Annotated in this window: 17 protein-coding genes and 1 tRNA gene; 8 read left to right on the top strand and 10 right to left on the bottom strand. The window is 69.6% G+C overall.

Annotation, left to right across the window (positions count from 1 at the left end; all coding sequences use genetic code 11):
• Positions 1-38 precede the first annotated feature (38 nt).
• The 10 genes from ACIP5O_RS01330 to dnaA form a co-directional block, all read right to left on the bottom strand.
• On the bottom strand, positions 39-173 hold the full coding sequence (locus ACIP5O_RS01330) for a DLW-39 family protein (RefSeq protein WP_003958712.1): 135 nt from the start codon (positions 171-173) through the stop codon (positions 39-41).
• A gap of 169 nt (positions 174-342) precedes the next feature.
• Positions 343-416: transfer RNA gene (locus ACIP5O_RS01325), tRNA-Ile, on the bottom strand.
• Between the two features lie 99 nt (positions 417-515).
• Positions 516-1,079, bottom strand: a complete 564-nt coding sequence (locus ACIP5O_RS01320) for a DUF3566 domain-containing protein (RefSeq protein ID WP_356539629.1) — start codon at positions 1,077-1,079, stop codon at positions 516-518.
• 109 nt (positions 1,080-1,188) lie between these two features.
• Positions 1,189-3,810, bottom strand: coding sequence for a DNA gyrase subunit A (gene gyrA / locus ACIP5O_RS01315; RefSeq protein WP_401287095.1), 2,622 nt, complete (start codon positions 3,808-3,810; stop codon positions 1,189-1,191).
• Positions 3,811-3,851: 41 nt separating this feature from the next.
• Positions 3,852-5,882 carry a DNA topoisomerase (ATP-hydrolyzing) subunit B gene (gyrB, locus tag ACIP5O_RS01310; protein WP_401288096.1) on the bottom strand — a complete coding sequence of 677 codons (2,031 nt, stop codon included), beginning with the start codon at positions 5,880-5,882 and terminating at the stop codon, positions 3,852-3,854.
• 496 nt (positions 5,883-6,378) lie between these two features.
• A complete protein-coding gene (locus ACIP5O_RS01305) occupies positions 6,379-6,948 on the bottom strand; it encodes a DUF721 domain-containing protein (protein ID WP_401287092.1) in 570 nt (189 codons plus the stop codon).
• Positions 6,945-8,066, bottom strand: a complete 1,122-nt coding sequence (gene recF / locus ACIP5O_RS01300) for a DNA replication/repair protein RecF (protein WP_401287089.1) — start codon at positions 8,064-8,066, stop codon at positions 6,945-6,947. Before recF ends, ACIP5O_RS01305 begins: the two co-directional genes overlap by 4 nt.
• 56 nt (positions 8,067-8,122) lie before the next feature.
• Positions 8,123-9,001, bottom strand: a complete 879-nt coding sequence (gene gnd, locus ACIP5O_RS01295; protein WP_401287086.1) for a phosphogluconate dehydrogenase (NAD(+)-dependent, decarboxylating) — start codon at positions 8,999-9,001, stop codon at positions 8,123-8,125.
• Positions 9,002-9,203: 202 nt separating this feature from the next.
• Positions 9,204-10,334 carry a DNA polymerase III subunit beta gene (gene dnaN, locus ACIP5O_RS01290; RefSeq protein ID WP_125664301.1) on the bottom strand — a complete coding sequence of 377 codons (1,131 nt, stop codon included), beginning with the start codon at positions 10,332-10,334 and terminating at the stop codon, positions 9,204-9,206.
• Positions 10,335-11,234: 900 nt separating this feature from the next.
• Positions 11,235-13,019: a chromosomal replication initiator protein DnaA gene (gene dnaA, locus ACIP5O_RS01285; protein ID WP_401287083.1), complete on the bottom strand. Its 1,785-nt coding sequence runs from the start codon at positions 13,017-13,019 to the stop codon at positions 11,235-11,237.
• A 396-nt stretch (positions 13,020-13,415) separates the two neighbouring features.
• Here dnaA and rpmH point away from each other — a divergent pair, with 396 nt between their 5' ends.
• From rpmH to ACIP5O_RS01245, 8 genes are all read left to right on the top strand, one after another.
• Entirely contained in the window at positions 13,416-13,553 is a 138-nt protein-coding gene (rpmH, locus tag ACIP5O_RS01280; protein WP_015659252.1) for a 50S ribosomal protein L34, read from the top strand.
• 21 nt (positions 13,554-13,574) lie between these two features.
• A complete protein-coding gene (rnpA, locus tag ACIP5O_RS01275) occupies positions 13,575-13,946 on the top strand; it encodes a ribonuclease P protein component (protein ID WP_401287080.1) in 372 nt (123 codons plus the stop codon).
• Positions 13,943-14,269, top strand: coding sequence for a membrane protein insertion efficiency factor YidD (gene yidD, locus ACIP5O_RS01270; protein ID WP_401287077.1), 327 nt, complete (start codon positions 13,943-13,945; stop codon positions 14,267-14,269). The genes rnpA and yidD overlap by 4 nt, the downstream gene beginning before the upstream one ends.
• A gap of 3 nt (positions 14,270-14,272) precedes the next feature.
• Entirely contained in the window at positions 14,273-15,607 is a 1,335-nt protein-coding gene (gene yidC, locus ACIP5O_RS01265) for a membrane protein insertase YidC (RefSeq protein WP_401287075.1), read from the top strand.
• A gap of 30 nt (positions 15,608-15,637) precedes the next feature.
• On the top strand, positions 15,638-16,150 hold the full coding sequence (locus ACIP5O_RS01260) for a R3H domain-containing nucleic acid-binding protein (protein WP_121829134.1): 513 nt from the start codon (positions 15,638-15,640) through the stop codon (positions 16,148-16,150).
• A gap of 97 nt (positions 16,151-16,247) precedes the next feature.
• Entirely contained in the window at positions 16,248-16,988 is a 741-nt protein-coding gene (gene rsmG / locus ACIP5O_RS01255; RefSeq protein WP_401287072.1) for a 16S rRNA (guanine(527)-N(7))-methyltransferase RsmG, read from the top strand.
• A 245-nt stretch (positions 16,989-17,233) separates the two neighbouring features.
• The gene (locus tag ACIP5O_RS01250) at positions 17,234-18,328 is read left to right on the top strand and encodes a ParA family protein (protein WP_401287070.1); all 1,095 of its coding nucleotides are present in this window, start codon (positions 17,234-17,236) and stop codon (positions 18,326-18,328) included.
• Positions 18,325-19,305 carry a ParB/RepB/Spo0J family partition protein gene (locus tag ACIP5O_RS01245; RefSeq protein WP_401287067.1) on the top strand — a complete coding sequence of 327 codons (981 nt, stop codon included), beginning with the start codon at positions 18,325-18,327 and terminating at the stop codon, positions 19,303-19,305. The genes ACIP5O_RS01250 and ACIP5O_RS01245 overlap by 4 nt, the downstream gene beginning before the upstream one ends.
• The last annotated feature ends 89 nt before the right edge of the window (positions 19,306-19,394 follow it).

Raw genomic sequence — 19,394 nt, 5'->3', positions numbered from 1 at the left:
GCGCGCGGCCGGGGCTTCACCCACAGACGTTTTTCGTCTCAGACACCCGAACCTGCGGGCACGGAGTCGGTCGCCTCCGTCCACAGATCCTGCTCGGCGCGATCCGCCTGGATCTGGCGGTACACGAGGAGCCCGCCGATGGCGGCCAGTGCGACCAGGAGAAGCTTCTTCACCGCGCGACCTCGTCTTTCGTTGACGTAGGAGACTTCTGACGCCCACTCTACACATCGACCGATACCGGTCGGTGACCTGTGCGAGGTTCAAACCCACGTCGTCCCGGATTCATCCCGGGAGAGAACGAAATCGACCCGGACGGAAGAACCGTCCGGGCCGATCGATATGTGGGGCTAACAGGATTTGAACCTGTGGCCTCATCCTTATCAGGGATGCGCTCTAACCAACTGAGCTATAGCCCCGCCGCGCTGTGCGGTGTGTGTCCCGCGCGCTGACTCCTGAAGATTAGCGCACGTGGGGGTCAGTCCCAAAATCCGTTCCCGGACCGGCCCCCCACGGGCCTACTCGTCCTCGGCCAGCGTCAGCTCGACACCGCCCACGAAACCGGCGGACAGGTTGTAGATGAACGCGCCGAGCGTCGCCAGGGCGGTCATCAGGACCACGTCGATCACCGCGATCACCGAGGTGAACATCAGCACCCGCGGCAGCGACAGGAACGACTGCAGGTCGAAGCCGTTGGACTCGTTCGAGCCCGTGGCCTCGCTGATCGTCCCGCCGACCGTCGAGAAGACGCCCATGGCGTCCATGACCATCCACAGCACGGCCGCGGCCACGACCGTGCAGACGCCGAGCGCGATGGAGAGCAGGAAGCTCACCTTCATCACCGACCACGGGTCGGCCTTGGCCACCCGCAGGCGCGCCTTGCGCGTCCGGGGCGTCGTGCGCGCGCCCGTACGGGGCCGACGCACGGCCCCGGCCTTACCGCCCGACGTGCCGCCCGTCGTCGGGGCGCCGTACGCCTGCGGCGGGTGGTAGGGCCCGCTCGGCTGCCCGCCGGGGCGCTCGCCGGGCAGCGGCCCGTTGTAGCTCTCGTACGGGGGCTGCTGCCCCCGGGTGTCCGTCACCGCACCCCCCTGGGAGTCCGTGGCGGAACCACGGGCGCCGCTCGCGCCGGCACCTGCAGAAGAAGCTCCGGCGGCCGCAGATCCGGCGCCCGTGGCTCCACTCACGCTCTTACTCCTCGTGCTCCCCTGCCGAGGGCTCCGTGCCCCCGGCTGTCCCGACCTCGACCACCGCGGCCTCGGTCACCTCGACACCGCCCTCGATGTCGTCGGCGTCGTCGGCGTCGTCGACCTCGTCGTCTCCGGCCGCCTCGGCGTTCCGCGCGATGCCGACGACGGCGTCGCGCTTGCCCAGGTTGATCAGCTGGACGCCCATGGTGTCACGGCCGGTCTCCCTGACTTCGTTGACTCGCGTACGAATCACACCGCCGGACAGCGTGATGGCGAGGATCTCGTCCGTCTCCTCGACCACCAGCGCGCCCACGAGCGAGCCGCGGTCCTCCACGATCTTGGCGGCCTTGATGCCGAGGCCGCCGCGGCCCTGGACGCGGTACTCGTCGACGGGGGTGCGCTTCGCGTACCCGCCGTCGGTCGCGGTGAAGACGAACGTACCGGGCCGGACGACATTCATCGAGAGCAGTTCGTCGTCCGCGCGGAAACTCATGCCCTTGACACCCGAAGTGGCGCGTCCCATCGGGCGCAGCGCGTCGTCCGTCGCGGTGAAGCGGATCGACTGCGCCTTCTTGCTGATGAGCAGCAGGTCGTCCTCGGCGGAGACCAGCTCGGCGCCGATCAGCTCGTCGTCCCCGCCGTTGTCCAGCTCGCGCAGGTTGATGGCGATGACGCCGCCGGAGCGGGGCGAGTCGTAGTCCTTGAGCGCGGTCTTCTTCACCAGGCCGGCCTTGGTGGCGAGCACCAGGTAGGGCGCGGCCTCGTAGTCGCGGATCGCCAGGATCTGGGCGATCTGCTCGTCCGGCTGGAAGGCGAGGAGGTTGGCCACGTGCTGGCCGCGGGCGTCCCGGCCGGCGTCCGGCAGCTCGTACGCCTTGACCCGGTAGACCCGGCCCTTGTTGGTGAAGAAGAGCAGCCAGTGGTGGGTGGTGGAGACGAAGAAGTGGTCGACGATGTCGTCCTGCTTCAGCTTCGTGCCCCGCACGCCCTTGCCGCCGCGCTTCTGCGAGCGGTAGTCCTCGGTCTTCGTCCGCTTCACGTAGCCGCCGCGCGTGATGGTGACGACGATGTCCTCCTCGGCGATCAGGTCCTCGATGGACATGTCGCCGTCGAAGGGCACCAGCTTGGAGCGGCGGTCGTCGCCGAAGCGCTCGACGAGCGCGGCCAGCTCCTCGCTGACGATCGTCCGCTGCTTCTCGGGCGAGGCCAGGATCGCGTTGTACTCGTTGATCTTCGTCTGGAGCTCGTCGTGCTCGGCGACGATCTTCTGGCGCTCCAGGGCGGCGAGCCGGCGGAGCTGCATCTCCAGGATCGCGTTGGCCTGGATCTCGTCGATGCTCAGCAGGTCCATCAGGCCGGTGCGGGCGACCTCGACCGTGTCGCTGCGCCGGATCAGCGCGATGACCTCGTCGATCGCGTCGAGGGCCTTGAGCAGGCCGCGCAGGATGTGGGCGCGCTCCTCGGCCTTGCGCAGCCGGAAGCGGGTCCGGCGGACGATGACCTCGATCTGGTGCGTCACCCAGTGGCGGATGAACGCGTCCAGGGAGAGGGTGCGCGGCACGCCGTCGACGAGCGCCAGCATGTTGGCGCCGAAGTTCGACTGGAGGTCGGTGTGCTTGTACAGGTTGTTCAGGACGACCTTGGCGACGGCGTCGCGCTTGAGCACGATGACCAGGCGCTGGCCGGTCCGGGACGAGGTCTCGTCGCGGACGTCGGCGATGCCGCCGATCTTGCCGTCCTTCACCAGGTCGGCGATCTTCTGCGCGAGGTTGTCCGGGTTGGTCTGGTACGGCAGCTCCGTGACCACCAGGCACTGGCGGTTCTGGATCTCCTCGACCTCGACGACCGCGCGCATCGTGATGGAGCCGCGACCGGTGCGGTACGCCTCCTCGATGCCCTTGCGGCCGACGACGAGCGCGCCGGTGGGGAAGTCCGGGCCCTTGATCCGCTCGATGAGCGCGTCGAGCAGCTCCTCGTGGCCGGCCTCGGGGTTGGCCAGGTACCACTGGGCGCCCTCGGCGACCTCGCGCAGGTTGTGCGGCGGGATGTTGGTGGCCATGCCGACGGCGATGCCGGCCGAGCCGTTGACCAGCAGGTTCGGGAACCGGGCCGGCAGGACCGTCGGCTCCTGGTTGCGGCCGTCGTAGTTGTCCTGGAAGTCGACGGTCTCCTCGTCGATGTCCCGGACCATCTCCATCGACAGCGGCGCCATCTTGCACTCGGTGTAGCGCATGGCGGCGGCCGGGTCGTTGCCCGGGGAGCCGAAGTTGCCGTTGGAGTCGACGAGCGGCAGCCGCATCGACCAGGGCTGGGCGAGGCGGACGAGCGCGTCGTAGATCGAGGTGTCGCCGTGCGGGTGGTACGTGCCCATGACGTCACCGACGACGCGGGCGCACTTGTAGAAGCCCTTCTCCGGCCGGTAGCCGCCGTCGTACATCGCGTAGAGCACGCGCCGGTGGACGGGCTTGAGGCCGTCCCGTACGTCGGGCAGCGCGCGGGACACGATGACGGACATCGCGTAGTCGAGGTACGAGCGCTGCATCTCGGTCTCGAGCCCGACGGGCTCGATCCGCAGCACGGGCTCCTGCTCTTCGGTGGTTCCGGAGGTGTTTTCGTCGGCCATTGCTGGTCGTCAGTCCTTTCGTACGGTCAGCTGGGACCGACTCAGATGTCGAGGAAGCGGACGTCCTTGGCGTTCCGCTGGATGAACGAGCGGCGTGCCTCGACGTCCTCGCCCATCAGCACCGAGAACAGGTCGTCGGCCTGGGCCGCGTCGTCCAGGGTCACCTGGCCGAGCACGCGGTGCTCGACGTCCATGGTGGTGACGCGCAGCTCCTCGGCGTTCATCTCGCCGAGGCCCTTGAAGCGCTGGATCGAGTCCTCGCGGATCCGCTTGCCGTTCCGCTTGCCCAGCTCGACGAGGGCGTCCCGCTCGCGGTCCGAGTAGGCGTACTCGAAGTCGTCCCGGCCCCACTTGATCTTGTAGAGCGGCGGGCGGGAGAGGTAGACGTGCCCGGCCTCGACCAGCGGACGCATGAAGCGGAAGAGGAAGGTCAGCAGCAGGGTGTTGATGTGCTGGCCGTCGACGTCGGCGTCCGCCATCAGGATGATCTTGTGATAGCGGAGCTTCTCGATGTCGAAGTCCTCGTGCACACCGGTGCCGAAGGCGGAGATCAGCGCCTGGACCTCGGTGTTCTGCAGGATCTTGTCGATGCGGGCCTTCTCGACGTTCAGGATCTTGCCGCGGATCGGCAGGATGGCCTGGTACATCGGGTTCCGGCCGGACTTGGCCGAACCGCCGGCGGAGTCGCCCTCGACGATGAAGATCTCGCACTTGGTGGGGTCGTTCGACTGGCAGTCGGAGAGCTTGCCCGGCAGGGAGGCCGACTCCAGGAGGCCCTTGCGGCGGGTGAGGTCGCGGGCCTTGCGGGCGGCCACGCGCGCGGTGGCGGCCTGGATGCCCTTGCGGATGATGTCCGCGGCCTCGTTCGGGTTGCGGTCGAACCAGTCCGTCAGGTGCTCGTGGACGACCTTCTGCACGAAGGTCTTCGCCTCGGTGTTGCCGAGCTTGGTCTTGGTCTGGCCCTCGAACTGCGGCTCGCCGATCTTGACCGAGATGATCGCGGTCAGACCCTCGCGGATGTCGTCGCCGGTGAGGTTGTCGTCCTTCTCGCGGAGCAGCTTCTTCTCGCGCGCGTACTTGTTGACGAGCGTCGTCAGCGCGGCGCGGAAGCCCTCCTCGTGGGTGCCGCCCTCGTGGGTGTGGATCGTGTTGGCGAAGGAGTACACGCCCTCGCTGTACGACGAGTTCCACTGCATCGCGATCTCGGCGGAGAGCAGGCGCTCCGTGTCCTCGGCCTCGATGTCGATGACGGTCGGGTTGACCAGCTCGCCCTTGCGCGAGTTGAGGTACTTCACGAAGTCGACGATGCCGCCCTCGTAGTGGTACGTCACCGTGCGCGCGGCCGGCTCGGCGGCGGCCTCGGCGTCCGGGTCGTCGGCGCCGACCGTGGCCTTCGCGGACTCGCGCTCGTCGGTGAGCGAGATCGTCAGGCCCTTGTTGAGGAAGGCCATCTCCTGGAAGCGGCGCGAGAGCGTCTCGAAGGAGTACTCGGTCGTCTCGAAGATGTCCGGGTCGGCCCAGAACGTGACCGAGGTGCCGGTCTCGTCGGTCGCCTCGTGTTGCGCGAGGGGCGCGGTGGGGGCGCCCATCTTGTAGTCCTGCGTCCAGCGGTGGCCGTCGGTCCTGATCTCCACCGAGACCTTGGTGGAGAGGGCGTTGACGACGGAGACGCCGACGCCGTGCAGACCGCCGGAGACCGCGTAGCCGCCGCCCCCGAACTTGCCGCCCGCGTGGAGGACCGTCAGCACGACCTCGACGGCCGGCTTGCCCTCGGACGCGACAATGCCGACGGGGATGCCGCGGCCGTTGTCGACGACGCGGACGCCGCCGTCGGCCAGGATCGTCACGTCGATGGTGTCCGCGTGACCGGCCAGGGCCTCGTCGACCGAGTTGTCGACGACCTCCTGCACCATGTGGTGCAGGCCGCGCTCGCCGGTCGAGCCGATGTACATGCCGGGGCGCTTGCGCACCGCATCCAGGCCCTCCAGGACTTGGATGTTGCTGGCGGTGTACTGGTTGTTCTCGTTGGGGTTGCCGGAATCGGCCACGAAGCGCCCTTTCTGGCACAGCACAGGCCGTACTCCGGGCATACGGGAGCCGGCTGCGTCGTTCGACATTTCCGCGGGGTGGCGGGTTTGCTTCCAGTCTACCGGTACCACTGACACTCATGGGGGTTTGCCGGTACCTGAATGCGCATGTGCCGCCCTGCGCGGGACCGAGACGACTCCCCATATCCGGACAGGGGCTCCAGAGCCCCCTGACGGCCACCCAGCGCTTCGGACGGTAGCGCGGCGTGGGCACCGGGTGGCGAACGTTGTCAACGGGGGATCGGCCGCACCGGGGGGCGTGCGCCCGCCTCTGTCGCGGGGGCACGCTCCGTCGCGTTGCGGGGGCACGTTCCGTCGCGTTGTGGGCGTGCGTTCCGCCGGGGCGTGGGGGTCCCCCCGGACGGAGTCCGGGGGAGGGCGGGCACGACGCCCACGCGCACGGCGCCCTCCCCTGTACCCGCACCACGAGAACGGGGCCCCGAAGGACCCCGCGCAACAACGACCCCGGCCGCCCGGCGCCCTAGCCGTACGTGTCGCCGGGTCCCACCGACCCCGGCGCCCGCAGCGCCCCGTAGCCCCGCCGCGGCGCCCCCGGCCCCAGGACCTTGATCATCCGCACCGTCCCGTGCCCCAGGTCCTCGTTGAGCCGCGCGACGAGCCTCGGCGCGAGGAGCCGCAGCTGCGTGGCCCACGCGGTCGAGTCGCACTGCACGGTCAGCACCCGCGCGTCCGGCTCGTCGTCGAACCGCACCGGCACGCAGTGCTTCGCCAGGTCCTCGCCGACGATCTGCGGCCACCGGCCCATGACCCCGCCGACCGCCGCCGGCGTCTCCCAGCCCCGCTCGGTGATCAGCCGGTTGATCGCGGCGCCGAGCGCCATCGGGTCGCGTCCGTCGGCGCGCGCCCCGGACCGCAGCCCGCCGCCGCGCCGGGCCTGCTTCTTCTGCTGCGCGGCCACGCCCCGCGCCCTCGCCTGCTCCTTGGCGGCGCGCAGCGCGACCCGGGCGAGGTCGACGCCCGAGGGCTCGGGCACCGAGGCCCCGGAAGGCGCGGGACCGTCCACAGCCCGGGGAAGGTTCTCCTCGCTCATACGCGTTCCACCGCCCCGCCGGCCACCGCGTACCGCGCCCCGGCCAGGACGCCCGGCACGTCGTCGTCCACGGCGGCCGTCACCAGGACCTGCTCGCCGTGCGCCACCAGCTCCGCGAGCCGCTCGCGCCGGCGCGCGTCCAGCTCGGCGAAGACGTCGTCGAGGACGAGGACCGGCTCGTTGCCCTCGGCCCGCAGCAGGTCGTACGAGGCCAGCCGCAGCGCGAGCGCGTACGACCAGGACTCGCCGTGGCTCGCGTACCCCTTCGCCGGCAGGTCCCCGAGCTTGAGCAACAGCTCGTCCCGGTGCGGTCCGACGAGCGTGACGCCCCGCTCGATCTCCTGCTTGCGGACCTCGGCGAGGGCGCCGAGCACCTGCTCGTACAGCTCCTCGCGGGTGGTCCCGGCGCCCGGCGCGGAGGGCCGGTACTCCAGGAGGACCGGCCCGCCGCCGGGCGCGAGCTGCTCGTACGCCTTGTCCGCGAGCGGCTGCAGCACGCCGATGAGGTCGAGCCGCTGGGCGAGCAGTTCGGCGCCCGCCCGGGCCAGGTGCTGGTCCCAGACGTCCAGGGTCGACAGGTCCATGCCCCGGCCGCCGTGCCGCCGGGCCATCGCGGCCGACTTCAGGAGCGTGTTGCGCTGCTTGAGCACGCGCTCGTAGTCGGCGCGCACGCCCGCCATGCGCGGCGCGCGCGCCGTGATCAGCTCGTCGAGGAAGCGCCGGCGCTCGCCGGGGTCGCCCTTCACCAGGGCGAGGTCCTCGGGGGCGAACAGCACGGTCCGTACGATGCCCAGGACATCACGCGGTCTGACCTGCGAGGACCTGTTGATGCGGGCACGGTTGGCCCGGCCGGGGTTGAGCTCCAGCTCGATCAGCTGGGAGCGCTCGCCCTGCGTGACAGCGGCCCTGATGACCGCGCGCTCCGCCCCCATGCGGACGAGCGGGGCGTCGGAGGCGACCCGGTGGCTGCCGAGGGTCGCGAGGTAGCCGACGGCCTCGACCAGATTGGTCTTGCCCTGGCCGTTGGCGCCCACGAAAGCGGTGACGCCCGGGTCGAGCGGGACCTCGACCCGGGCGTAGGAACGGAAGTCGGCCAGCGACAGATGCGTGACGTGCATGGTTGGGCGCCGACCTTCCCCGGCTGCTGTGCACCGCCGGGTGCACAGCCTGTGGATTACTTCTTCTTCTCGACCGCGTGGCCGCCGAACTGGTTGCGCAGCGCGGCGATCATCTTCATCTGCGGGGAGTCGTCCTGGCGCGAGGCGAACCGCGCGAACAGGGACGCGGTGATCGCGGGCAGCGGCACGGCGTTGTCGATGGCGGCCTCGACGGTCCACCGGCCCTCGCCGGAGTCCTCCGCGTAGCCCCGCAGCCCGTTCAGGTGCTCGTCCTCGTCCAGGGCGTTGACCGCCAGGTCGAGCAGCCAGGAGCGGATGACCGTGCCCTCCTGCCAGGAGCGGAAGACCTCGCGCACGTCGGTGACGGAGTCGACCTTCTCCAGGAGCTCCCAGCCCTCGGCGTAGGCCTGCATCATCGCGTACTCGATGCCGTTGTGGACCATCTTCGCGAAGTGGCCGGCGCCGACCTTGCCCGCGTGGACCGAGCCGAACTCGCCCTCGGGCTTGAGCGCGTCGAAGACCGGCTGGACCTTCGCGACGTTCTCGGCGTCGCCGCCGTACATCAGGGCGTAGCCGTTCTCCAGGCCCCAGACGCCGCCGGAGACGCCGCAGTCGACGAAGCCGATGCCCTTGGCGGCCAGCTCCTCGGCGTGCTTCTCGTCGTCCGTCCAGCGCGAGTTGCCGCCGTCCACGACGACGTCGCCGGGGGAGAGCAGGTCGGCCAGCTCGTCGACGGTGGACTGGGTCGCGGCACCGGCCGGGACCATGACCCACACGACGCGCGGACCCTTGAGCTTGCCCACAAGCTCTTCGAGGCTGTGGACATCGGCGAGGTCCGGGTTGCGATCGTATCCGATGACGGTGTGGCCTGCGCGGCGAATGCGCTCGCGCATGTTGCCGCCCATCTTGCCGAGACCGACGAGACCGAGCTCCATCAGATGATTCCTTAAGCGTCGTGTGCGGTTCGTACCCGCGTCCGAGCCTACGCCCGGACGCGGGTGCACACCTGTGGGGTCAGCCGCTCAGGCGACGCTCCCACGGAGGCCGTGGAAACAGAGGCTCAGCCGCTGAGGCGCACCGGCATACTGCGGTCTCCCGGGGGACGACCCCCGGACCCCCGGCAGGACCCGCCCGGCCTCAGCCGCTGAGCCGCACCGGCATGATCAGGTACTTGTAGGCCTCGTCCGCCTCGGCGTCCACGGCGGGCCTGCCGCTGAGCAGCGCCGGCTTGGTGGAGGTCGTGAAGGACAGCTGGGCGACCGGGGAGTCGATCGCGCTCAGGCCGTCCAGCAGGAAGGTCGGGTTGAAGGCGATCGAGATGTCGTCGCCCTCCAGCTGCGCGTCGACCCTCTCCACAGCCTGTGCGTCGTCGCTGGAGCCCGCCTCCAGGATCAGCACGCCCTGCTCGAAGCTCAGCCGGACCGGGGTGTTGCGCTCGGCCACCAGGGCCACGCGCTTGACGGCCTCGACGAAGGGGGCGGTCTCGATCACCGCGACCGAGTTGAACTCGGTGGGGAAGAGCGTCCGGTACTTCGGCAGGTCGCCCTCGAGCAGGCGGGTCGTGGTGCGGCGGCCCGCGCCCTCGAAACCGATGAGGCCCTCGCCCTTGCCGGAGCCCGAGAGCGCCAGGGTGACCGTGTCGCCGCTGGTGAGCGCCTTGGCCGTGTCCAGGAGGGTCTTCGCGGGCACCAGGGCGACCGCGGAGGCGTCCGGGGACTCCGGCTTCCACAGGAACTCGCGGACCGCGAAGCGGTAGCGGTCGGTGGAGGCCAGGGTGACGGTGTCGCCCTCGATCTCGATGCGCACGCCGGTGAGGACGGGCAGCGTGTCGTCGCGACCGGCGGCGATGGCCACCTGCGCGGCGGCGGAGGCGAAGACCTCGCCGGGGACGGTGCCCGTCGCGGTGGGCATCTCCGGCAGCGCCGGGTACTCCTCCACAGGCAGGGTGTGGAGGGTGAAGCGGGAGGAGCCGCAGACCACGGTCGCCCGTACACCGTCTGTGGAGATCTCCACGGGACGGTTGGGGAGGGCGCGGCAGATGTCGGCGAGCAGGCGGCCGGAGACGAGGACGGTGCCGTCCTCCTCGACCTCCGCCTCGACCGAGACCCGCGCGGAGACCTCGTAGTCGAAGCTCGAGAAGCTCAGGGCGCCGTCCTCGGCCTTCAGCAGAAGGCCCGCGAGTACGGGCGCCGGCGGACGGGCCGGGAGGCTGCGGGCCACCCAGGCCACCGCCTCCGCGAGTACATCGCGCTCCACCCGGATCTTCACCGGAACCGCCTCCTGCTGTTGCTGGCTCTTCGTCGACTGCGGGAACCAGTCTGACGTACGCCACCGACACTCGTCGCTGCTCGGGGTCAAGTCGGGACGAGGGGCGTTCGGAGCTCCGAGGCCGAGTTGTGCACAGGCCCCGCTTCAAAGCGGATTCCGAGCTAACTCTATGTGGGAGTAGTAGTAGGGCCTGTGGAAACCGTGGATAACCCCGTCCACGCAGGTCAGACCCAGTTTTTTGTCCACCGCGCCTGTGGGTGACACCGGTGGAAAACCGGGGGTCTCTGTGGACACCCGAAAGTTCTGCACACCCCATACACAGGACACAGGGAGTTCTCCCCAGCGCTGTCCCCAGCTTTACCCAGGTTCCCCACAGCCCAATCGTCTCCCTTGGTGTGACGGCTTTCACTCGACGAGGTGAGGAGGGGTGTTTCGTTGCCGAACAGTGGACAGCGCTGTGGAGAAGCTGTGGGCAACCGACCTCGCCCTGTGGGCAGCCGGTGGACAACCTTCGAGACCCCCTGTGGACGAAAGTTCCATCCACAGCCTGTGGATAACGTTTGCCAACAATTCCCCAAGGGTCTGAACTGGGGGGATGCCCTGTCACCAGGCAGCCCTGTGGACAAAATCCGGATAACTTCGCAGTCCCCACCCTGTGGACGGGTGATCATCCCGCAATCTGTGGAGAACCCGCCAGCGGAACGACGCAATCGAACAGAGCCGCCTCGCCGCCGCCTCGCCGCCGCCTCGCCGCCGGCCCGTCCCCGGCCTCTCCCCGGCTCGTCCCCAGCCTGTGAGCAGCCGTCGAAGACCCCGGCGAGGCCTCCGGGAACCCCTACGGGAACGCCTACGGGCGCCCCGGGAGGTGTCCCGGGGCGCCCGTAGGAGGAGACGCCGGCGTCAGCCGTTCTTGATGCGGTTGGTCAGCTCGGTGACCTGGTTGTAGATGGAGCGCCGCTCCGCCATCAGGGCGCGGATCTTCCGGTCCGCGTGCATCACCGTCGTGTGGTCGCGGCCGCCGAACTGCGCGCCGATCTTCGGCAGCGACAGGTCCGTGAGTTCGCGGCACAGGTACATGGCGATCTGGCGGGCCGTCACCAGGACGCGGCTGCGCGAGGATCCGCAGAGGTCCTCCACCGTCAGGCCGAAGTAGTCGGCGGTGGCCGCCATGATCGCCGGAGCGGTGATCTCCGGCGCGCTGTCCTCGCCGCCGGGGATCAGGTCCTTGAGGACGACCTCGGTGAGCCCGAGGTCCACCGGCTGCCGGTTGAGGCTCGCGAAGGCCGTCACCCGGATCAGCGCGCCCTCCAGCTCGCGGATGTTCCGCGAGATCCGCGAGGCGATGAACTCCAGTACCTCCGGCGGGGCGTTGAGCTGCTCCTGCACCGCCTTCTTGCGGAGGATCGCGATGCGCGTCTCCAGCTCCGGCGGCTGCACGTCGGTGGTGAGGCCCCACTCGAAGCGGTTGCGGAGCCGGTCCTCCAGGGTCACCAGCTGACGGGGCGGCCGGTCCGAGGAGAGGACGATCTGCTTGTTCGCGTTGTGCAGGGTGTTGAAGGTGTGGAAGAACTCCTCCTGCGTCGACTCCTTGCTCGCCAGGAACTGGATGTCGTCGACGAGCAGGATGTCCACGTCGCGGTAGCGCTTCCGGAAGGTGTCGCCCTTGCCGTCGCGGATCGAGTTGATGAACTCGTTGGTGAACTCCTCGGAGCTCACGTACCGCACGCGCGTGCCCGGGTAGAGGCTCCGCGCGTAGTGTCCGATCGCGTGCAGCAGGTGGGTCTTGCCGAGCCCCGACTCCCCGTAGATGAAGAGGGGGTTGTACGCCTTCGCGGGCGCCTCGGCCACCGCGACCGCGGCCGCGTGCGCGAACCGGTTCGAGGAACCGATCACGAAGGTGTCGAAGAGGTACCGCGGGTTCAGCCGCGCGTGCTGCTCGCCCGGCGCGCCGGAGCCCTGCCCGGAGGAGCCGGAGGAACCGGACGAGGGGGAGCCGTGGACACCTCCGGGGCCGGGGACCGGGCCGCCGCCCGGCCGGGGGCCGGGGCGCGCCGCGTGGCCCGGCGGGTCGGGCAGCTCGGCGCGCTCGGGCCGCTGCTGCTCGTAGCCGCGGGAGGGCTCGTCGTAGCGCGTCTGCCGGGACTGCTCGGGGCCCGTGTACGGCGCGCGTTCCTGGTAGCCGCCGAGCCGCGGCTGCTGCCAGGAGAGGTCCTCCTGGGTGCGCGGCCAGGAACCGGGGTCGGGCCGCTGCGGCTGCTGGTAGTCCGGATAGGCCGGGCGCGCGTTGGGCAGCCCGTCGTCGGACATCGGCCGGTGGCCGTACCCCTCGTACTTCTCGTACGACTCGGGCCGGTCGCGCTCGTCGTACCGGGGCGGCTGCGGCGCGGTGGGCGCGGGCGGCGCCTGCTCGCCGACGGAGTCGTCGACGGTGATCGCGATCCGGATCGGCCGGCCGCACTCACGGCTGAGGGTCTCGCTGATCAGCGGGGCGAGCCGGCCCTCCAGGACGCGCTTGCCCCACTCGTTGGGCACGGCCAGGAGGGCCGTGTCGGCGACCAGGGCGAGCGGCTGGCAGCGCTCGATCCACTGCTTGTCCTTGGGCTCGATCCCCTGCTGGCCCTCGGCGAGGAGCTGCTCGAGGACCCGCGGCCACACTGCGGCAAGATCGGCAGGTACGTCAGCCACAGGGCACGCTTTCTCGCAGGTCCCACGAAGGTGTGGTTCTCGGGGACGGTGGATCGAAGTCCGGATCACCGGTCCGTCGGGGACAGGTGAGGACAGAACGGAAAAGATTGTGGAGTCCGCCCACGGTAGTCGGGCGAAGTGACGCGGTTCAAGTTGTTGTCCACAGCCTGTGCACAATGGGGGGCGGCGACAGGTCGGTTTGACCGGATGGCGTAGCCGCGCGTACCGTAACCAGGTCGAGTTGTCGATGGCTGCTGCCGCCTGCCTCCGATGGGCAAAGATCACTGTCCGTGATCACGAAGCGGTGCACTCGGGCGTATTGCGAGCTACTCGTGGGCGCACGGTGACAGCCAGGCGATGTCCCGCCACCACCCGAATCATTTCTGGAGCCCCCGAGTGAGCAAGCGCACCTTCCAGCCGAACAACCGTCGTCGCGCGAAGACCCACGGCTTCCGCCTGCGCATGCGCACCCGTGCCGGCCGCGCCATCCTGGCGAACCGCCGTGCCAAGGGTCGCGCGAGCCTGTCCGCCTGATCCACTTAAACAGGTCATGACGTGCTGCCTACCGAGAATCGGCTGAGGCGGCGCGAGGACTTCGCAACCGCGGTACGCCGAGGGCGCCGGGCCGGTCGCCCGCTCCTCGTCGTCCACCTACGCAGCGGTGCAACGGACCCGCACGCGCCTGGGGAGAGCGCTCCCCCGACGCGTGCGGGTTTCGTCGTGAGCAAGGCCGTGGGCGGTGCGGTCGTACGCAACCAGGTGAAGCGTCGTCTGCGTCACCTCGTCCGCGACCGCGTTTCCGCCCTCCCCCCCGGTAGCCTGGTGGTGGTACGAGCGTTGCCCGGAGCCGGCGACGCCGATCACGCACAGCTGGCCCGAGACCTGGACGCCGCTCTTCGGCGGCTCCTGGGAGGGGGCGCGCGATGAAGTACCCGCTGCTGGCTCTCATCAAGCTGTACCAGTGGACGATCAGCCCCCTGCTGGGCCCCGTCTGCCGGTACTACCCGTCGTGTTCCCACTACGGATTCACGGCCATCGACCGGCATGGCGCGATCAAGGGCACGGCCCTGACCGCCTGGCGCATCCTGCGGTGCAATCCGTGGTCGCCCGGCGGCGTGGACCATGTCCCCCCGCGGAAGCGCCCCCGCTGGCACGACATGCTGAGGAACGCGCTGCGCGGGGACACGGGCGGGTCCACCACCGAGACGAGCCCGGCCGCAGAGACCTCGTCCAATGCTCAAGGAGCCTGATTAGTGGACACGATTGCCAGTCTGTTCAGCTTCATCACCTGGCCCGTTTCCTGGGTCATCGTCCAGTTCCACAAGATGTACGGGGCGATCTTCGGCCCCGACACGGGCTGGGCCTGGGGTCTGTCCATCGTGTCCCTGGTGGTGCTGATCCGCATCTGCCTGATCCCGCTCTTCGTGAAGCAGATCAAGTCGACGCGGAACATGCAGGCGCTCCAGCCGAAGATGAAGGCGATCCAGGAGCGCTACAAGAGTGACAAGCAGCGCCAGTCCGAAGAGATGATGAAGCTGTACAAGGAGACGGGCACCAACCCGCTCTCCTCGTGCCTTCCCATCCTGGCGCAGTCGCCGTTCTTCTTCGCCCTGTACCACGTGCTCTCCGCGATCGCCTCGGGCAAGGAGATCGGCAAGATCGACGGCCCGCTCCTGGAGAGCGCCCGTCAGGCCCACATCTTCGGTGCCCCGCTGGCCGCGAAGTTCACCGACAGCGCCGCGAAGGTCGCCGCCCTCGACGCCTCGCTGACCGACGTCCGCATCGTCACCGCGATCATGATCATCATGATGTCGGCCTCGCAGTTCTTCACCCAGCGCCAGCTGATGATGAAGAACGTCGACCTCTCGGTGAAGACCCCGTACATGCAGCAGCAGAAGATGCTCATGTACATCTTCCCGGTGATCTTCGCCGTCATGGGCATCAACTTCCCCGTCGGTGTCCTCGTCTACTGGCTGACCACCAACGTGTGGACCATGGGCCAGCAGATGTACGTGATCAACCAGAACCCGACGCCGGGCAGCAAGGCCCAGGACGCCTACCTCCAGCGCCTGCTCAAGAGCATCACCCAGCACGGTGAGGTCCGCGGCCGCCGCCGGAAGAGCGTCGTCAAGGTCGTCGTCGCCAAGGGCGCCGACCGCAACGAGAACGAGCGCCGCTTCTTCGGAGGCCTCACCAAGGCCGGCTTCGCCGCCCAGGCCGACGGCACCGTGATCAAGAGCGACACCATCGCGGCCGAGGCCGAGAGCGGCGCCGTCGCCAAGCGCCAGCAGCCCAAGCGCCAGACCAAGGCCCAGCGCCAGGCCGCGGCGGTCCAGCCGTCCCTCTCCAAGGACGCCGGGGAAGACACCGAGCCGGCCGCCGAGAAGGCGTCCCCCTCGCTCGAGAAGAAGCCCCAGGGTCCGGCCAAGACCGGTGCCACCGACGTCACCGGTGCGAAGGGCGAGGCCCAGGGCGACAAGCCCGCGCGCCCGAGCCGCGCCAACTCCGGCGGCTCCCGCCAGCAGCAGGGCAAGACCGGCCAGCGCAAGGGCCAGCAGCGGCCCAAGCACCCGTCCTCCAAGAAGTAAGCCTCCCCCGACGCAAGAAGGAGCCCGTCCGTGACGGAAGGCACCACCTCCGCCGCCGCCGAGGGTGGCGACACCCTGACCCGCCTGGAGCAGGAGGGTGAGATCGCGGCCGACTACCTCGAAGGCCTGCTCGACATCGCCGACCTCGACGGTGACATCGACATGGACGTCGAGGCGGACCGGGCAGCGGTCTCGATCATCAGCGACTCCAGCAGCCGCGACCTCCAGAAGCTGGTGGGCCGCGACGGCGAGGTTCTGGAGGCGCTCCAGGAGCTGACCCGCCTCGCCGTGCACCGGGAGACCGGGGACCGCAGCCGTCTGATGCTCGACATCGCCGGCTTCCGGGCCAAGAAGCGCTCCGAGCTCGCCGAGCTGGGCGCCAAGGCCGCGGCCGAGGTGAAGGCCGGCGGCCAGCCGGTCAAGCTGGACCCGATGACGCCCTTCGAGCGCAAGGTCGTGCACGACGCGATCGCCGCCGCCGGTCTGCGCAGCGAGTCCGAGGGCGAGGAGCCGCAGCGCTTCGTCGTCGTGCTCCCGGCCTGACCCCTCACGTAGTCTCGGCCCCGTCTGTTCGCAGGCGGGGCCGATCTTTGTCAGCCTGATAGTTCAGCCACCACCACAGTGCGCTCGCACGGCATGCGTGCGGTACGGAAGGACGGTTCCCGTGACGGAGGCAGCGGAGCTCGCCGAGGCGCCGGAGCAGGCACGGACAGTCTTCGGTGAGTACTTCCCGGAGGCCGTGCGCTATGCCGAGCTCCTCGCGGACGCGGGAGTGAAGCGCGGTCTGATCGGCCCCCGCGAGGTCCCGAGGCTCTGGGAACGCCACCTGCTGAACTGCGCCGTCCTCTCGGAGGTCGTTCCCGAGGGCGTCACCGTCTGCGACGTCGGCTCGGGCGCCGGTCTGCCCGGCATCCCCCTGGCCCTGGTCCGGCCGGACCTGAAGATCACGCTCCTCGAACCGCTGCTGCGCCGGACGAACTTCCTCCAGGAGGTCGTCGAGCTGCTCGGCCTCGACCACGTCACCGTGGTCCGGGGACGCGCGGAGGAGATGCTCGGCAAGATCACGCCCGTGCACGTGGTGACCGCCCGCGCGGTGGCCCCGCTGGACCGGCTGGCCGGCTGGGGCGTTCCCCTGCTGCGCCCGTACGGGGAGATGCTGGCGCTCAAGGGCGACACCGCCCAGGAGGAGATCGACGGCTCCCGCGCCGCGCTCTCCCGGCTCGGTGTGGTGGAGACCTCGGTGCTGCACGTGGGTGAGGGCATCGTCGATCCCCTGTCCACGGTTGTCCGGGTGGAGGTCGGCGAGAGCCCCGGTGGCGTGCGGTTCGCGGCCAAGCGTGCCAAGGCCGCCCGGACGAGCAAGACCCGTCGACGCCGCTGACGCCGTCGGGCGTCGCATACGTCCGATTTCGGAGTGTCGACCGGCTCCGGCGGGGTGGCGCGGGCATGGTGTTTCACGTGAAACATCGCTCGCTGCTGCAGGGGATCATCAGTCGCGGACGCGCGGCCGCCACGCCCCGGGACCGTAGGCCCCGCGTGAATCCACCCGCGAGGGTTATGGAGATGTCCACAGAGGTGGATTCATCCACAGAACCACCGACCTCGCTGGTTCGCGACCCCGAAAGCATGGCAGGCTCTCCTCATCGCGAGCCCGAAGCCGAGGAGAGTGAATCCTTGCGGTCCGACGCCAACATCGCGGGACCGATGACCGATCCGGTCCCCGGTCCCCGAACCGAATCGGTGGGAGACGATGTTTCACGTGAAACATCGCCCTCCATGGAAACGCCGCCCCCCATGGACGACACCCCCATCGGCCGTGCTGCCCAGCTGGCAGTAGAGGCCCTGGGACGTGCCGGTGAGGGGCTTCCCCGCCCGGCCCGGACTCGCGTCATGGTCGTCGCCAACCAGAAGGGCGGCGTGGGCAAGACGACCACGACGGTCAACCTTGCCGCGTCCCTGGCCCTGCACGGCGCCCGCGTCCTGGTCATCGACCTGGACCCGCAGGGCAACGCCTCCACGGCGCTCGGCATCGACCACCACGCCAGCGTGCCCTCGATCTACGACGTCCTGGTGGACAGCCGCCCGCTCTCCGAAGTGGTGCAGCCCGTCATGGACGTGGAAGGCCTCTTCTGCGCCCCCGCCACCATCGATCTCGCCGGTGCGGAGATCGAGCTGGTGTCGCTGGTGGCGCGTGAGAGCCGCCTCCAGCGGGCGATCCAGGCCTATGAGCAGCCGCTGGACTACATCCTGATCGACTGCCCGCCCTCGCTCGGCCTCCTCTCGGTCAACGCCCTGGTGGCGGGGGCCGAGGTGCTGATCCCGATCCAGTGCGAGTACTACGCCCTCGAAGGCCTCGGTCAGCTCCTCAAGAACGTCGATCTGGTCCGTGGGCACCTCAATCCCAAGCTCCACGTCTCGACGATCCTGCTCACCATGTACGACGGCCGGACGAGACTCGCCTCCCAGGTCGCCGAGGAGGTGCGCACCCACTTCGGCGAGGAGGTGCTGCGCACCAGCATCCCCCGGTCCGTCCGCATCTCGGAGGCACCGAGCTACGGCCAGACGGTGATCACGTACGATCCGGGCTCCAGTGGTGCCCTGTCGTACATCGAAGCGGCTCGTGAGATCGCCCTTCGGGGCGTCACCGTGAACTATGACGCCCAGCACGCACGTGTGGGGCACCAGAACCATCAGCGCAGCATGTCGGAGGGAATTCAGTGAGTGAGCGACGTAGGGGATTGGGGCCACGCGGGCTCGGTTCGCTGATCCCGCAGAGCGCTCCGTCTCCCGAGTCGGCGGTGGCATGGGTCGAGGCCGTGAAGACGGCCGAGCCGAAGGCCCCCGCCGGGGCGTACTTCACCGAGATCCCGATCGGCGCCATCGTGCCCAACCGGCACCAGCCGCGACAGATCTTCGACGAGGACGCCCTCGCGGAGCTGGTCACCTCCATCAAGGAGGTCGGTCTGCTCCAGCCCGTGGTCGTGCGCAAGGTCGACGGCGACCGCTATGAGCTCGTCATGGGCGAGCGGCGTCTGCGGGCCTCCACGACGGCGGGGCTCGAGCGGATCCCGGCGATCGTCCGGGAGACCGATGACGAGAAGATGCTCCTGGACGCCCTCCTGGAGAACCTCCACCGGGCGCAGCTGAACGCGATCGAAGAGGCGCACGCCTACGAGCAGCTGCTCAAGGACTTCGGCTGCACCCATGACCAGCTCGCGGACCGGATCGGACGTTCCCGCCCGCAGATCTCCAACACGCTGCGTCTGCTGCGGCTCTCCCCTCCGGTGCAGCGCCGGGTCGCCGCCGGGGTGCTCTCCGCCGGCCACGCGCGGGCTCTGCTCGGCGTGGAGGACGTGGAGGCCCAGGACAAGCTGGCGGCCCGGATCGTCTCCGAGGGCCTCTCGGTGCGTTCCGTCGAGGAGATCGTGAGCCTCATGGGCTCCGAGGAGCCGGCCGACGCGGTCAAGCCGAACAAGCCGCGCGCCGGCGCTCGTGTCTCGCCCGCACTCACGGACCTGGCCACCCGTCTCTCGGACCGCTTCGAGACCCGGGTGAAGGTCGACCTGGGGCAGAAGAAGGGCAAGATCGTCGTCGAGTTTGCCTCCATGGACGACCTGGAGCGGATCCTCTCGACCCTGGCCCCCGGCGAGGGCCGGGTCCTGGACCAGAAGAACGTCGAAGAGGCCGCCCAGGGCTGACCGCCGCACTCTCCTCGCTCCGACGAAGCCCCGAAGGGCGGGCCGCGCTCCGGTTCCACCGGAGCGCGGCCCGCCCTTTGCCTGTGGAC

Source organism: Streptomyces sp. NPDC088915 (genome assembly GCF_044749825.1).
In the GTDB taxonomy this organism is placed as follows: Bacteria; Actinomycetota; Actinomycetes; order Streptomycetales; family Streptomycetaceae; genus Streptomyces.
The sequence above is the reverse complement of the archived record's forward strand: the minus strand, read 5'-3'. Positions and strand labels throughout refer to the sequence as shown.